This window comes from Bradyrhizobium sp. USDA 4473, assembly GCF_054063335.1.
On sequence record NZ_JBSSGE010000001.1, the window covers coordinates 1,318,557 to 1,332,105 of the forward strand.

At 62.2% G+C, this 13,549-nt stretch carries 15 protein-coding genes; 8 read left to right on the forward strand and 7 right to left on the reverse strand.

The window, feature by feature from the left end:
- Window positions 1–163: 163 nt before the first annotated feature.
- The 4 genes from ACVW17_RS06180 to ACVW17_RS06195 form a co-directional block, all read right to left on the reverse strand.
- Entirely contained in the window at window positions 164–949 is a 786-nt protein-coding gene (locus tag ACVW17_RS06180) for a tetratricopeptide repeat protein (protein ID WP_456796881.1), read from the reverse strand.
- Window positions 950–1,505: 556 nt separating this feature from the next.
- Window positions 1,506–2,381, reverse strand: a complete 876-nt coding sequence (locus ACVW17_RS06185) for a VOC family protein (RefSeq protein WP_456796882.1) — start codon at window positions 2,379–2,381, stop codon at window positions 1,506–1,508.
- Window positions 2,357–2,971 carry a glutathione S-transferase family protein gene (locus ACVW17_RS06190; RefSeq protein WP_456796883.1) on the reverse strand — a complete coding sequence of 205 codons (615 nt, stop codon included), beginning with the start codon at window positions 2,969–2,971 and terminating at the stop codon, window positions 2,357–2,359. The genes ACVW17_RS06185 and ACVW17_RS06190 overlap by 25 nt, the downstream gene beginning before the upstream one ends.
- Entirely contained in the window at window positions 2,971–3,564 is a 594-nt protein-coding gene (locus ACVW17_RS06195; RefSeq protein ID WP_456796884.1) for a TetR/AcrR family transcriptional regulator, read from the reverse strand. The genes ACVW17_RS06190 and ACVW17_RS06195 overlap by 1 nt, the downstream gene beginning before the upstream one ends.
- A 176-nt stretch (window positions 3,565–3,740) precedes the next feature.
- On the opposite strand from ACVW17_RS06195, the gene ACVW17_RS06200 reads away from it, so the two are divergent.
- The 7 genes from ACVW17_RS06200 to ACVW17_RS06230 all read left to right on the forward strand — a co-directional run bounded on the left by ACVW17_RS06200 (window position 3,741) and on the right by ACVW17_RS06230 (window position 10,258).
- The gene (locus ACVW17_RS06200; RefSeq protein ID WP_456796885.1) at window positions 3,741–4,487 is read left to right on the forward strand and encodes an SDR family oxidoreductase; all 747 of its coding nucleotides are present in this window, start codon (window positions 3,741–3,743) and stop codon (window positions 4,485–4,487) included.
- Window positions 4,488–4,540: 53 nt separating this feature from the next.
- Entirely contained in the window at window positions 4,541–5,401 is an 861-nt protein-coding gene (locus tag ACVW17_RS06205; RefSeq protein WP_456796886.1) for an SDR family oxidoreductase, read from the forward strand.
- Between the two features lie 226 nt (window positions 5,402–5,627).
- The gene (locus tag ACVW17_RS06210) at window positions 5,628–6,524 is read left to right on the forward strand and encodes an NAD(P)H-binding protein (RefSeq protein ID WP_456796887.1); all 897 of its coding nucleotides are present in this window, start codon (window positions 5,628–5,630) and stop codon (window positions 6,522–6,524) included.
- A 3-nt stretch (window positions 6,525–6,527) separates the two neighbouring features.
- Window positions 6,528–7,388 (forward strand): SDR family oxidoreductase, encoded by an 861-nt coding sequence (locus tag ACVW17_RS06215; RefSeq protein ID WP_456796888.1) that lies wholly within the window; start codon window positions 6,528–6,530, stop codon window positions 7,386–7,388.
- 33 nt (window positions 7,389–7,421) lie between these two features.
- Window positions 7,422–8,285, forward strand: a complete 864-nt coding sequence (locus ACVW17_RS06220; protein ID WP_456796889.1) for an NAD(P)H-binding protein — start codon at window positions 7,422–7,424, stop codon at window positions 8,283–8,285.
- Window positions 8,286–8,364: 79 nt separating this feature from the next.
- Window positions 8,365–9,048 (forward strand): glutathione S-transferase family protein, encoded by a 684-nt coding sequence (locus ACVW17_RS06225; protein ID WP_456796890.1) that lies wholly within the window; start codon window positions 8,365–8,367, stop codon window positions 9,046–9,048.
- 292 nt (window positions 9,049–9,340) lie between these two features.
- Window positions 9,341–10,258: a LysR substrate-binding domain-containing protein gene (locus tag ACVW17_RS06230; protein WP_456796891.1), complete on the forward strand. Its 918-nt coding sequence runs from the start codon at window positions 9,341–9,343 to the stop codon at window positions 10,256–10,258.
- A gap of 52 nt (window positions 10,259–10,310) precedes the next feature.
- Here the strand turns inward: ACVW17_RS06230 and ACVW17_RS06235 are convergent, their stop codons facing one another.
- Window positions 10,311–11,222, reverse strand: a complete 912-nt coding sequence (locus ACVW17_RS06235) for a LysR family transcriptional regulator (RefSeq protein ID WP_456796892.1) — start codon at window positions 11,220–11,222, stop codon at window positions 10,311–10,313.
- A 90-nt stretch (window positions 11,223–11,312) separates the two neighbouring features.
- Here ACVW17_RS06235 and ACVW17_RS06240 point away from each other — a divergent pair, with 90 nt between their 5' ends.
- Entirely contained in the window at window positions 11,313–12,500 is a 1,188-nt protein-coding gene (locus tag ACVW17_RS06240; protein ID WP_456796893.1) for an MFS transporter, read from the forward strand.
- Between the two features lie 189 nt (window positions 12,501–12,689).
- Here the strand turns inward: ACVW17_RS06240 and ACVW17_RS06245 are convergent, their stop codons facing one another.
- Together ACVW17_RS06245 and ACVW17_RS06250 are read right to left on the reverse strand one after the other, a co-directional pair.
- The gene (locus tag ACVW17_RS06245) at window positions 12,690–13,127 is read right to left on the reverse strand and encodes a cupin domain-containing protein (RefSeq protein ID WP_456796894.1); all 438 of its coding nucleotides are present in this window, start codon (window positions 13,125–13,127) and stop codon (window positions 12,690–12,692) included.
- Window positions 13,117–13,506, reverse strand: coding sequence for a tautomerase family protein (locus ACVW17_RS06250; RefSeq protein WP_456796895.1), 390 nt, complete (start codon window positions 13,504–13,506; stop codon window positions 13,117–13,119). The genes ACVW17_RS06245 and ACVW17_RS06250 overlap by 11 nt, the downstream gene beginning before the upstream one ends.
- Window positions 13,507–13,549: the final 43 nt, after the last annotated feature.

A 13,549-nucleotide genomic window follows, 5' to 3' on the forward strand; every position in this document is an offset into this window, starting at 1 on the left:
GGAACAGCAGGACTCATATTCGGCAAATTGAGCGGCCGGGACCGGCAAGACGTTGTCGGGGAGGGGCATTTTTTGCCGAGCCGACGCTCACCCTGTCGCGCTATTTTTCTCCTATCGGCAAATCCGCAAGCGCGCTTTGACCGGCTCGCTCGCCCGAACCCAGCTATCGATTTCGCATCGCGACAAATTCGCCTGGGACCTTCCCGCGTACGTATTCGTAGGCTTTTATAAAGGTTGGATCCTTCTGCCAGGCGGCGTCGTTCATCATTCGGTTTTTGATGAGTTCGGCAGCGTCTTTGTACCTAGTGAGTCGCACCAACGAATAAATCGTCTCGTTCATGCCCACGCCTGAGCGCAGCACGGTCGGGTCCAACTCGATGGCCTTGAGGCCGGCTTCGACGGCTTCCTTGTCCTCCTGGAGCTGGTGATAAGCAATTGCCAAGCCGAGGTAGGTTGAGGAGTTCGGCGAGAGCTTGTTGGCCTGGCTGCCGTAACGCACGGACTCGGCAAACTGGCCCTGCATCAAGGTGACTTTTGCCAGCAGCATATATCCGCCATACCAATCGCTATACTCGTCCTTCAACTTCATGCCGTTTTCGAATGCCCGCCCCAGCTCGCCGCGCGTAACATCAATGTCCGCCAAACTGTATTTGAGTTCCCGGTGGAACGAATTTGGGGTCGACAAGCCTTCCTTGAGAACCCGCACGGCCTCATCGAGCTCGCCTGACTGCACATAGAAATACGCAAGCCGAGATTCGTAAATCCCAGTACCTTTGCAATCCTGCGCGTTATCGCGGAGATATTGGGCCTTGCTCTTGGGCGTCGGGAAGGTCTTGGCGTCCGCGACTGCGTGATACACGGCCTCGCAATCCGTCGCTGCCCTGGCAACCGAGAGTTGGCAGATCGTAGCGAGAGCTAATTCAAGCACGGCCGCCATCAAGATTCGCATACCTCACACTCCTTGTGCGCAAGATTTCAAATAGACACGAAAAGATTTCGATGATCGCGCCAGGGGTGCAGCAGGGGTGGTACATTGCGCCGGCATCTTCGGGGCAGAAGATGCGGAAGGGGTTGCAAAGCTCGCGTCCCTCGCCCGCCGCCACCGCGGTTTTGATCCCGCAGTGCTTCGTCGGTAATGATGCGAGCCGGGCGGGGGGAGCAGAAAGAGGCGCGTCATCCGACCATCCTCGGGCGAGGCCAGGCTCGCCACGCGAATAGGGCGCTGAGCATAAGGCATATCGCCGTTTGGGTGCCCCAGATCAGCCCGGCTTGTTCGGTATAGACCTCCTGGCCGACTGGGTCATAGCAGCGACCAAGCTCATTGAAGCAGTCGCGCCAGACCCAATAACGTTCGTACCAAGTGAAAGCGAAGAGAGCGGCGATCGCCGCAAAGAGAAATGCGATCGCGGCAGACAACAATCTCGACAAACCCTTCCCTCCTTGATGGGGCCAGCCACCAATCGGCAAAATCGGGCGCCGTCAGTGGTGCCGCGCTGCCCGGCCTTCTACTTCCGTGCAGGAACGAATTCTAACCAGATGCCATGAGCCCGGTTCGGCGGAAGCCAAAGCGAAGCGCAGCCCGAATAGCTCGTGGGCTTGAGCCCGCCTTTCTCCATTACGGCTTTCGCGAGCTGTAGGTTGGTAACTTCAATTCGGGCCCCGATCATCGTTCCGTCGTGTGGTCCCTGAGACGTGAAGAGGACCTCGCCGCGTGGCAGGCGTGCCACCTCGACTTCGCCAAGCGGGCCACAAGGCTTAGCGCGGCGGAATCGTACACCGAGCTGGGTTAGCAAGGCCTGTTCCTCGCTATTCCCGCGGACCCAATATCCAGACATCCGGATAGCTGAATTCGAATGTGCGAAATGTTCGGGACGATCTGTTGGCGAATTCTCTCCAGAGCCGAAAAAGAGATGGTGCAATGGGTGTCCCGAAGGGAAAGTTAGAAGGTATCCCTCGCGTTCGACAGGAGCACCGATGGTCTTGATCCGCATTTCCATCGTGCGCGTGTCGGCGGCCCACAATCCATAGTATATTGGCCCATCACCGCGCCGTGCCTTGGCATAATATTCAGCAGTCAGTTCGTCCTTGGGTGCCGGCGCGGTGATCAGCTCCAGCTCGGTCCCGTCTGGAAACTTTACATGTGCGTTGCGGATCCCATCGGCATGCGGGCGACCGGGCTTAATTGCGAAACCGATCGCGCGAAAATCGTCCTGCGCCTTTTCCAAATCCGCTACCACGATCGGCGCATGCTCGACGTCCAGCACGGCGGGCGTGTCAGCGCGCGTCGGAAAGGCAATACAAACCGAGATCAAAAACAGCGTGTTGATAGGGACTCGCCACGTGCGCGTCGCAGCGTTCACCCGGGCCGCGATGTCAGGCATCGGCAGGCCGATCCAGCGCAGCCGCGCGTTGTGCTGCTGTCCGCGTCGCCAGGCGAGCAAGCCAAGCCGCAATCGTCCCGCTTCTGGTCAGCCAACTCGGGATCCCATTCAAAAGGTCCTGAGGTAAAAAGGTCGACCGCGGTGAAGCGATGGCCCATCAAATAGGGCGACCGCGACAGTGTGTTTGCCACGCGCGCGGTGACGCGGGCGCTGTCTCTTTCCGTCGTCGGGTCCAGCCGATCGGCATAAAACATTCTCGCATTGTAAGCGGGGTCTGCCTCGCTCGCCCAAAATCCTAGCCAAGAGAGGAACGCGCCTCGTTCGTCGGAGCCAGGGGGAACGCCGAGCTCGGAGTCTGGGAAGAGCTCGAGAAGGTATAGCGCAATCCCGAGTTGCTCAGTGACCAGCCGGTTGCCGTGGAGCAGCGCTGGGACTCTTCCTTCCGGATGCGGGTTGCTGGGATCCCTCGTACCGATGCCGCTGCGTCGTTTGATCGCGCAATAGACAAGCTCGTAATCCGCCCCGAGCTCCTCAAGCAGCCAAATGAATCGCGACGAGCGCGAATCGGGCGCATGAAAGAGCTTCAGCATCATTTTTTCCGCGTCTTGCGCGCGGCGCTGCTGCTCCGGTTCACGCCGTGGGTAAGACTGTCCCAGGCGGCCATCGACGCGGTCGCTGCCAACAACAATTCTTCACGCGACGCGCCGTCTCGGGCGCGCAACGGCAGTCCGGTGAACACCGTGGTATAGAGCGAGATCAGCGGTTCTACATCGCACCCTACCGGCAGGTCTCCCTCAGCGATCCCGCGTCGGAGCCTGCGCCTAAGGACAGTTGCAACAGCGGCGCGGTAGCCGACCATCTTGTCTTGCACGCCCTTGCTGGCGGGCGCGCAATTGATTGCGCCAAGAAAGACTAGGCAGCCTGCCGGTCGGTCCGAGCTCCGGTAGATGTCGACGCCTGCACGCAGCATCGCCTCGACGCCATCACGGGCCGTTTTGCCTGCTTCCAGAGCCTCGATTGGCCTTGCGCCTATCGTCTTGGCCTGCAGCTCCACGGCTTCGTAGAAGAGCTGCTCTTTGGATCCGAAGGCGCCGTAAAGGCTCGGGGGGCGGATGCCGCCCATGGCGGCTAGCAGGTCATCCAGGCTCGTGCCCTCATAACCCTTCTCCCAGAACAGCTCCATGGCGGCAGCCAGCGCCGCGTCCCGATCGAACTTCGGGGGCCGCCCACGTTTTCGTACCTCTGACATTTTTGTAGGCAAACCTAAATAATCCTTGACCGCTACCGGGAGCCTTATTTATGTAGGAAAGCCTAAGAAATTGCAACCACCCGCATTGGACGTGGGTAGAGGGGTTCCTAATGACAAAAAAGTTGGTGGCGCTGATCACGGGCGGGACGAGCGGAATTGGGCTGGCAACGGCCCGCCTCCTGCACGAGCGGGGATACGCGGTCGTTGTCACAGGCAGTAACCCAGACACTTTAGCGGCGGCGCGGCAGGCGTTGCCGGGCGAGGTGGTGATCATCAAGGCCGATGCGCGCAGGCTCGCCGATGCAGACCTTGTCGCCGATGCGGTGAGAAAGCAGTTCGGTCACCTCGACTTCGTCTTCCTGAATGCGGGCGTCTCCAAGATGCTTCCGATCGAAGCGGTCGATGAAGCCGCGTTCGACGACCACTTCGCGGTCAATGTCAAAGGTCAGTACTTCACGCTTCAGAAGGTGTTGCCGCTCATTGCTGAAGGCGGCTCGGTCGCCTTCAACACCTCGGTGGGGGTGCGGCGCGGCATCCCCAACTGGTCGGTCGTGACCGCGACGAAGGGCGCTCTTGAAGGCCTCGTCACCGCCCTGGCGATCGAGCTCGCCCCGCGTCGCATCCGAGTGAATGCCGTCCGGCCCGGGCCGACCGAAACGCCCGCGTTCGACAAGCTCGGCGTGCCAGCCGAAGCGCTCGCAGGCTTCCGCGCTGCGCTGCCCACCCGCATCCCGCTCGGCAGGTTTGGCACGAGCGAGGAGGTCGCCGAAATCGTCGCCTTCCTCGCCTCGCCTTCGGCCGCTTTCGTCACGGGAACGACGTTCGATGTCGACGGCGGGATGTCCGCAGCCGCCTGACCAGGCGCGGCGAAACCGCTTTCCCGGAAATCGAACACACTCAGGAGTATCTCATGGCGGCCGAAAAAATCCTCGTGACTGGCGCCAACGGCACCGCCGGAACCCAGACGGTCCGACAGCTGGCGGAGGCAGGCCATTCGGTCCGCGCGATGGTGCGGGACAGAGCCAAGGCGGCGAAGCTCGACCCGCGCGCCGAGATCGTGGTCGGGGACCTGAGCGATCCGTCCAGTCTGCCTCCGGCATTTGAAGGAGCCGACAAGGTCTTCGTCATTGCCAATGGCTGGGACCTGGACGTGCTGGAGGGCGCGGCTTTCGACGCGGCCAAGGCGGCGGGCGCGAAGCACATCGTGAAGTTGGGGGGGCGCACGGCGGATTGGCCGGAGCTTGCCGGCACGACAACAGCCGAGTGGCACGGCGAGAGCGAACGACGATTGCAGGCCTTAGGCGTCGCGTGGACGATCCTGCGCCCGGGGTTCTTCTTCTCGAACATCCTGCAATTCGGAATCATGCAGCGGGGTGGACTTTTCCTGCCGGTGGGCGACGGGAAGGACACGCCGATCGACCCGTTCGACATTGCCGCGGTCGCCGTCAAGACGCTGACCGAGCCCGGACACGAGGGGAAGATCTACGAGATGACGGGCCCGGAGCGGGTCAGCTTCCAGGAGATCGTCGACCGGGTCGCGGCCTTCACCGGCGCAAAGCTGACGTTCGTGGATACGCCGCCGGAAGATGTCATGAGTGCGCTTCTCCAGTCGGGGATGAAGCAGCGCCAAGCAGAGTCGATCATCAAATATTTCGGCATTGTGAAGTCGGGGAAGATGTTCGTCGAGCCCACGGTTCCGCTGATCCTGGGCCGGCCGGCGCGCAATCTCGAAGATTGGATGCGCGCCAATGCCGGAGCGCTGAAGCCATGAGGCTCGCCGCAGCTTCGCTCCGTTGGCTGCACGGAGTCTGGCGCAGCGCTTGCGCGCTTCTCGTCGCCATGGATGCGAGCCCGTTCGACCACGTCGATGATCGGCTGCGCCAACTCGAGGGCGCGATATTCGGTGAGGGACGCCAGGGTGGCCCGAACGGCGGCCTTGCCGAGGTCCAACCGGCCGCGGCCCTGACAAGAGCAACCTCCTTGAGCGAGACCCGGCGATGACCCAAACGCAAATCCTTGTCGTCGGCGCAACCGGCACCGTTGGTCGCCACGTCGTGCGATTGCTGCTCGAATCCGGGCAGAGCGTGCGTGTTCTGACGCGCGACGTGGCCCGGGCCAAGGACCTGTTCGGCTCCGGCGTGACAATCTTCGAAGGCGACCTTGCCAGGCCTGCAACACTCGGGGCCGCGTTCAAGGGTGCGGCCAAGGTGTTTGTTCTCGCTCCGCCCGGCCCGGACCTGATCACGATCGAGGCGGCCGCGTTCGCCGCCGCGCGGGCGGCCCGCGCGCAGCATCTCGTCTACCTCTCGAATTTCGGCGCCGGCACCTTGGGTTCGGCGGATTCTCTCTGGGCGGCCCATGGGGTGAGCGAAGGGAATCTTCGCGCTTCCGGCCTCGCCTGGACGATTCTGCGTCCAACCCGCTTCATGCCGGACACGCCGTTCGCCTGGGCTTGGGACAGGGAAAACGGCATCGTCTCCGAGCCGCTGGCTGGCAGCAAGGTCTGCGTGATCGCGCCCGAAGATATCGCCGCGGTGGCCGCGCGCGTGCTGACGACAGAGGGGCACACCGGACAGGTCTACGAACTCACGTCCGAAGCGCTGACAGGGCCGGAGATCGCGCAAGCCATCACAAACGCGACTGGCAATGCGACGACCTTCGTGGACATGGCTGCCAAGAGCGCGCGGGGTGCGATCGTTGGCCGGGGCGTGCCGCCATTCATCGCCGACATCATGGTCGAGTTCTTCGAAACTATTCGCGCCGGCAAGTGGTACCTGACCGGCACCGCCGAGGAGATCCTCGGTCGCAAGCCCCTGACCTACGACGAGTGGCTGCGGCGAGAATTTGGACCAACTCGCAGCCAAGCCGCGCAATCGCCCACCACAGGAGCTTGATCCATGTCGAAACCCCGAATTTTGGTTACGGGTGCCACCGGCACCGTCGGAAGCGAACTCGTCCCGCAATTGGTGGCGCAAGGCGAGCGGGTCCGCGTGCTCACTCGCGATGCTGCGAAGGCGGCGAAGTTCGGACCCTCCGTCGAGGTGATCCAGGGCGACCTTGAGAAGCCCGAGACACTGCCGCCGGTCTTTGCCGGCGTGGACGAACTGTTCGTCCTCGCCAACTTTCCCACTCTCCTGGAGCAGGAGACGAACGCCTACGCGGCCGCGAAGGCGGCCGGCGTGAAACACATCGTTAAGCTGTCGGCCAGGCACATCAACGCCGACTTTTTCGCGGCGACGCCATTGGCGGGGTGGCACCGGGAAAGCGAACAGCGACTTCAATCCCTCGGGATCGCGTGGACGATCCTGCGGCCGGGCTCCTGGGCATCCAACACCCTTATGCTGGTCGACCGTCGGAGCAACACGATCCATCTGCCCTGCGGCGACGGCAAAGACTCCTTCCTGGACCCCGCTGATATCGCGGCATGCGCAGCCAAGCTGCTGACCACCCCAGGGCGCGACGGCAGGATCTACGAGATCACCGGGAGCGAGGCTCTGAGTTACGCCGAGGTCGCTCAGAAACTCACGACTGCGACGGGAAAAACCGTGGGGTACCAGGACATCCCTCCCGACACGCTACTGCAGGGCTTTCTGGCTGGAGGATTTCATCCACCCACCGCTGAATCGTTCATCACGATGTTCGTCGGCGTGCGGGACGGGAAGGTATTCCCGCCGACCAACACTGTGGCGAACCTCCTCGGCCGCCCGGCCCGCTCGTTCGATGAATGGACCAAGGCCCACGCCGCAGCCTTCGCCTGACGCCCGTCACCGAAATCCAGGAGAGCTCCTACCATGACCCAGCCCTTGATCCTCGTGACCGGCGCAACTGGCAACGTCGGCACCCACCTGGTGCCGCTATTGCTCGAAGGCGGCGCCCGCGTGCGCGTCCTTACGCGCGATCCGGACCGCGCCGCGAAATTCGACGGTGAGGTAGAGGTCGTTCAGGGTGATCTCGAAGTCCCGCACACGCTTCCCCCGGCGTTCGCCGGGGTGGACAAGGCGTTTGTGCTGGCAGCAGGGTTGAACATCGGTGTGATGGAAGGGAACGCCTTCGACACCGCGAAGGCGGCCGGTGTCAGCCACATCGTCAGCCTCATCGGCCGACACGTGAACGCCGATTTCATGGCCGACGTGCCGCATGCCCAGGCCCGCGCCAAGAGCGAGCAGCATCTCCAATCGCTAGGCGTGGGCTGGACGATTCTGCGTCCGTGCATCTTCGCCTCTAACTTCCTGATGTGGCTGGATCGGGCAGAAGGTAGGATTTCCGTCCCGGCGGGCGAAGGGATGGACAGCTTCATCGACCCATACGACATCGCGGCTTGTGCCGCGAAGCTCCTAACCACGCCGGGCCACGACGGCGTCATATATGAGGTATCGGGCGCCGAACGGATCAGCTTCGCACAGGCCGCCGACAAGATCGGCCAGGCGATCGGCCGCATAATCACTTACCACGACGTCCGCGCGGATGCCTGGCGCCAAGCGATGCTCAACTTCGGCGCGCCTGAATCCGACGTCGACTTTATCCTGCGATATTTTGCGAGCGTAAAGGCCGGGAGGATGTACCCCCCAACGCAGGCCGTCGCCGATCTGCTTGGGCGACCGCCCCGCACCTTCTCGGAATGGGCCACCAATAGTGCGGCGGCGCTGCGTGGTTGAATTGTCTTCGGGTCGAAATGAGCTCGGACAACTAACAAAGGGGAGGTCCAGATGACCCCGTCATCTCCTCGCTCACGCAATGTTTAATGCGAAGCTTACCCTAGTCAGCCACCACCTTTGCCCCTACGTCCAACGGGCAGCCATAGCGCTGACCGAAAAGGGCGAGCGCGTTGAGCGCCGCTATGTCGATCTCTCCGCCAAGCCGGAGTGGTTTCGAGCCATCTCCCCTCTCGGGAAGGTACCTTTGCTGATAGTCGAGAGAGGCGACGGCGCCGAGTTCGTCCTGTTTGAGAGCGCGGTCATTTGCGAATATCTTGAGGACACGCTGCGGAGCGTCCTCCTCCATCCCGTAGACCCGTTGGAGCGCGCCCGGCACCGCGGTTGGATAGAATTCGGCTCGTCCATCCTGTCGGATCTCTGGGGTTTCGAGACTGCGAAGGACGCTGATGCCTTCGAGGTGAAGCGCAAAGCGCTCGTCGACAAGTTTGGCCGCGTGGAGGCCGAGCTGGGCCAAGGCCCATATTTCGCCGGCGAGCGTTTCAGCCTTGTCGATGCGGTCTTTGCGCCGATCTTCCGGTACTTCGATGTGTTCGACGCCATCACTGACACCGGGGTGTTCATAGAGACGCCAAAGGTGCGTACGTGGCGCGCCATCCTGGCCACCCGACCGAGCGTCATGAATGCAGTGACGGACGACTACCACGTCAGGCTACGAAACTTCCTCATAGCTCGCGATGCTTGGCTCCTCAAAAGCGCGGCGTAGGTGAAAACCTCCTGGAAAGCTTGTGCATTGCTCACCCTACGCCGCGACCAGTGACGATGCTGAGGCAGCGGCCCCTCGCTTTTGGCTCGCCGTGGTTTCCTCCGCCTGGGCGGCGATGCGGCGCGCAACTCGAAGCCGGGGGCAGCGTGAGGCGTGGTCAACATCTGCTAGCGCCGGCAGACCTTGCGCATCTCGCGCGGCTCATTCGCGAGCGATTTCCCTGTCGCGTTCGCCGTGAGACTGGCACCAGGATGGCGGGCCTGTGGCCTGCGCTCGATGCGGTGGGCAAAGGATGAACATCGAACTACGGGATCTTCGATGGGCCATTGTTGTCGCTCAGCATCGAAGCCTACGGCAGGCTGCTGAAGCTCTCCATGTCCGACAATCAACCGTTAGCCGGCGCGTGCGCGATCTTGAATATCAACTCGGTTCAGCGCTGTTCGAACGGACAAATGGTGGGACGCGTCCGACGAAAGAGGGTCAAGATTTCCTCGAAAGGGCGAGGCGGATCGTCGAGGAAACGGAGGCCATTAGCGAGCGGTTCAAAATTCGCAGCCGGGGCGAGAGCGGAAGTCTTTCGATCGGGGTGCATGCGGCGCTTTCGGCGGGGAATCTTCGAGCTTCACTCATTGAGCACCGCCGACGTTACCCCGATGTCGAGATCCATCTTGTCGATGGATCGAGCGATCATCTGATTTCCGACTTGGAGAGTTCCGCGCTCGACATCGCGTTTGTCGTTGAGGGGAACCATCGATGGACCGGCAAGTCGCTTTCTGTCTGGAGCGAGCGTTTCGTCGTCGCTCTGCCGGGGGACCACGCGCTCGCGCAACAAGATAATGTTCAATGGGCGGATCTGCGGGGGCAGCGGTTGCTACTACCGCAACGCGGTCCAGGGCCCGAATTTTTGCAACTGCTTTTGAGAAAATTGGGAGATCAAAACCCGTGCCCCGTGTTGCGCCAGGACGTGTCGGCCGATCGCCTTTTGACCCTTGTGGGGGCTGGCTGGGGAATTGCGCTCGCCCTCGAGGGCGCGACGGGCGCCACGTATCCTGGAGTTACATTCCGAGGTGTGCACGACAACGACAAGCCGACGCGGTTGGGTTTTCGGGCCTATTGGCGGCTAAGCAATCAGAATCCTTCCCTTCGTCCCTTCCTCGATATGTTGCGCGAGCGCTATCCCGAACTGCCCGGCCTCCCTGTGGCCGATTGAGTAGTGAGCACGTGGGGTAAAAGCACTTGGCCCATGACAGCACGTGGGGTGGTCAACGCCGCTTCGAACGAGGCCTTTGATCGAGCGCGACGCCCAGAGCGTCCTTGAGGCACTCGATCGGTCGTACAAGTCTGCCGGCGGGCGGGCGGCGGACGATCCAGGCCCTGACCCTGGGCGCGAAGTCCTGCACAGGAACAGTTCGAAGAGAGCGGCGCAGCGGGCTGGCGTCGACTGCAGCTTGGGTCGCGAGCGTGATTCCCAGCCCGCCAGCGACCAGAGATAGGCGAAGGTCCGAGCTCAGCGCTTCAATGCCTATTCGCAGCGGAAGATCGGCTTGCTCGAACCGGCGCTGAATAGCACTCCGGAAACCGCAGCCGTCCTGATTGATGATCCAGGGAAAGGGAGAGAGATCCTTCAGCTTAGGGCGAGCTGGCAAATCCAGCGAGGTCGGGGCCACGACGCGTACCGGCTGGACGTCTAAGGCGTCTGCCTCGATCTCGGTTGGTGGATTCAATCCATCAGGGAGGCAAAACGCGGCGACGTCAATCTCACTGCGACGCAGCTGCTCTAGGAGCTGCTCTGGCCAGCCGATCGTGATGCGCAGCGTGAGATCTGGAAAGCCGTCGCGGAGCCGATCAGCAAGCGTCGTTATGCCGACCTCCGACAGGTAGGGCGAAATCCCGAGCCGAAATTCTCCGGCGATTGCCCCGTCCGGTGACAATCCCGTCTTGAGATCTTCGAATAGCCGCAGCATGCGCCGGCCGTGCTCGTAGGTTTCTCGGCCGGCGGCGGTCGGCTTCAGCGGCTTTGACTGTCTGTCGAGCAATGCGACGCCGAGTTGCTCCTCCAGGCTCTGAATGCGACGGCTCACGCCAGGCTGGGTGATGTGGAGACGTGCCGAGGCTCCGACGATGGAGCCGGCCTCTACGACGGCGAGAAACGCTTCCAGGTCACGTGTGTTCATGCGCGTCCAGCATAACCTTGCAAATTATAACTCAATAGAGTCATGCAAGCAAAACCGTAAGATGTCACCAAACAATATGCGAGATCGGTGATGGTGCGAGCTGAAACGAATCAATCATCCCAGAGTGGCGCGGCGGTGCCTTACCGGCGGCTCTGGTCGGCGACCTTCCTCGGGTTCAGCGCGATCGGCATGACGATTCAGGTGATGCCCGCTTATGCCCATGAGCGCTTCGGCGCCGATGCGATCACTGCCGGCTTGGCTGTGACGATCGGCTCGCTGGCGACCATGTTCTCTCGCCCGATATCGGGACGATTAGCCGATCAGAATGGCGGGCGTCGCGTTGCGATTGCCGGAGCCATTCTCGGGCTGATTGGCGGCATCGGACATATCGTGGCGACAAACCTCCCGGTCTTGGTGCTCGCCCGCCTCTTCCTCGGCGCCGGCGAAGGCGCACTTTTCACTGGGTCCGTTGGGTGGATTCTGACTCACACGGAGCAATCGCAGCGAGGCAAGGTCGCAGGACATTTTGGCCTCGCGATGTGGATGGGGCTGGCGTGCGGTCCGATGCTTGGAACGGCGATACTGTCGCTCAGCACGTATCGCAGTGTCTGGATCGCCTCGAGCATCATTCCCATGCTTGCGTGGGGTCTGGCCGCGTCCACACGGCCCGATGATCGGCGTTCATTCACCAAATCGAATGTCCGCCGCTCGCTGTTTCCGAGGGCAGCGTGGGTGCCCGGCGCTTCAGGGGTGTTTTGCAGCGTCGGATATGGGGTGATCGCAGCGTTTCTGGTGCCGCGCTTTGCGGCTCTTGGCTTTCCGGGCCAGAACTTCGCCCTGACCGTCTTCGGAATCGCGTTCATGATCGCGCGCTTCCTGGGCAGCGGATATGCTGCCCGCTTCGGTGGCCGGCGGGTCCTTGTTTCGGCCTTCGTGGTTGAAGCGCTCGGACTCGCGGGATTGTCCGTGGTGCATGTGGAGTGGCTGGCCTTCGTCTCGACGGCAGTCGCAGGTGCAGGACTGTCTCTGCTGATTCCGAGCGTGACGAGCCTGGTCACGGAAGCCGCCAATCCCCAAGAGCGCACCGCGGCCGTGGGCGCCGTGACGTCGGCGTGGGACTTGGGGGTTGCTGTTGGCGGTCCATTGGGAGGACTTGTCGCTGGCGCCTCGAACGCGGGACCTTTCGCGATGGCTGCTGTCTCGGCTCTGGTCGCGATAGTGCCGTTGGCCTTAAATCCCAAAGTTGGGCGCGCGCCCGTCCCCGCAACGGACGCATGAGTACGCCGGCGGGAGGCGACCGAACGGCGAGCGTCAGTCGCAGCCGAGCGTTCAGGGTGGTCTGGCTTATTCCACTTCGAGATGGTGACCCTTCGATCTTCGCGCGCGCTGGATGCGCGGGTGCGCGGCAGCGGCGGCGACGCCGCAGTCTTCTAGCGATGACTCCTGGGTAAGAGTCACGGGTCCGGTTCAATTACTGGCGTGCGTCGTGGCCGAGTCGTCCCAAGTGACAGTGCATCCGTCCTTCACCGGCTGGACGCTCAGATAGCTGAACGGGCACTGCTCGGTTGCGCCGTGACGATGACGCTCACCCGGAGCGAACCAGATACTGTCGCCCGCTCGGACTTCGGTCACCTCCCCGCCTTCACGCTCAACGAACCCCACACCATCCAGCACGAAAAGTAGTTGCCCCCGCGGGTGGCTGTGCCAGAGCGAAGCGGCGCCTGGCTGAAAGTAGGCGCGGAGCGCCGTCATCTCGCCCTCGTTCTGGCTCGACAATAGGATCTGCATGAAGAAGGGGCCAGTCGCGTATCCGCTCGGGCCAGGCATGACACCGCTTCCCGCCCGCTGAACTGTCATCGCCTGGGCGCAAGCCGCCCTGTTCGTTTTGGACGGATCATCGGCCATCATCGCCTGCACACAGTCCGGAAGAAAAGGACCAATCGTCGAGCGCGGAGTTGGCGACCACCACCATTACGTCCTCGGGTCTGATGCCTGGCGCTTCGGCCAACCGCTCAACGAGACGGCTATAGAACGCGCGCTTCGTCTCGGGCGATCGGACCTTGCCCGTCGTGACGTGAAACAGAGTGAAATCCGGTGAACGCGGACCACCTTTGTAGGTGGGGTCGAAGATCAGTTCATTCGGCTGATGCTGATGGATGATGGCAAACCGATCGTTCTCTGGCGTCTCAAAGCACTCAACGAGCGCACGGTCGAGACTTGCCGAGATCGCCGCTAAGTATTCGGACGATTTGCCGGCGAGCAAGGAAATCCGGGTGAATGGCATGGCGTGCTCCACGGTAAGGGTTGACATCGCCTACTGTGCAGAC

Bases quoted from the DNA above. Each gene is read 5' to 3' on its own strand.
- ACVW17_RS06180 (WP_456796881.1), bottom strand. From the start codon at position 949: ATGCGAATCTTGATGGCGGCCGTGCTTGAATTAGCTCTCGCTACGATC.
- ACVW17_RS06185 (WP_456796882.1), bottom strand. From the start codon at position 2,381: ATGCCTGACATCGCGGCCCGGGTGAACGCTGCGACGCGCACGTGGCGA.
- ACVW17_RS06190 (WP_456796883.1), bottom strand. From the start codon at position 2,971: ATGCTGAAGCTCTTTCATGCGCCCGATTCGCGCTCGTCGCGATTCATT.
- ACVW17_RS06195 (WP_456796884.1), bottom strand. From the start codon at position 3,564: ATGGAGCTGTTCTGGGAGAAGGGTTATGAGGGCACGAGCCTGGATGAC.
- ACVW17_RS06200 (WP_456796885.1), top strand. From the start codon at position 3,741: ATGACAAAAAAGTTGGTGGCGCTGATCACGGGCGGGACGAGCGGAATT.
- ACVW17_RS06205 (WP_456796886.1), top strand. From the start codon at position 4,541: ATGGCGGCCGAAAAAATCCTCGTGACTGGCGCCAACGGCACCGCCGGA.
- ACVW17_RS06210 (WP_456796887.1), top strand. From the start codon at position 5,628: ATGACCCAAACGCAAATCCTTGTCGTCGGCGCAACCGGCACCGTTGGT.
- ACVW17_RS06215 (WP_456796888.1), top strand. From the start codon at position 6,528: ATGTCGAAACCCCGAATTTTGGTTACGGGTGCCACCGGCACCGTCGGA.
- ACVW17_RS06220 (WP_456796889.1), top strand. From the start codon at position 7,422: ATGACCCAGCCCTTGATCCTCGTGACCGGCGCAACTGGCAACGTCGGC.
- ACVW17_RS06225 (WP_456796890.1), top strand. From the start codon at position 8,365: ATGTTTAATGCGAAGCTTACCCTAGTCAGCCACCACCTTTGCCCCTAC.
- ACVW17_RS06230 (WP_456796891.1), top strand. From the start codon at position 9,341: ATGAACATCGAACTACGGGATCTTCGATGGGCCATTGTTGTCGCTCAG.
- ACVW17_RS06235 (WP_456796892.1), bottom strand. From the start codon at position 11,222: ATGAACACACGTGACCTGGAAGCGTTTCTCGCCGTCGTAGAGGCCGGC.
- ACVW17_RS06240 (WP_456796893.1), top strand. From the start codon at position 11,313: ATGGTGCGAGCTGAAACGAATCAATCATCCCAGAGTGGCGCGGCGGTG.
- ACVW17_RS06245 (WP_456796894.1), bottom strand. From the start codon at position 13,127: ATGGCCGATGATCCGTCCAAAACGAACAGGGCGGCTTGCGCCCAGGCG.
- ACVW17_RS06250 (WP_456796895.1), bottom strand. From the start codon at position 13,506: ATGCCATTCACCCGGATTTCCTTGCTCGCCGGCAAATCGTCCGAATAC.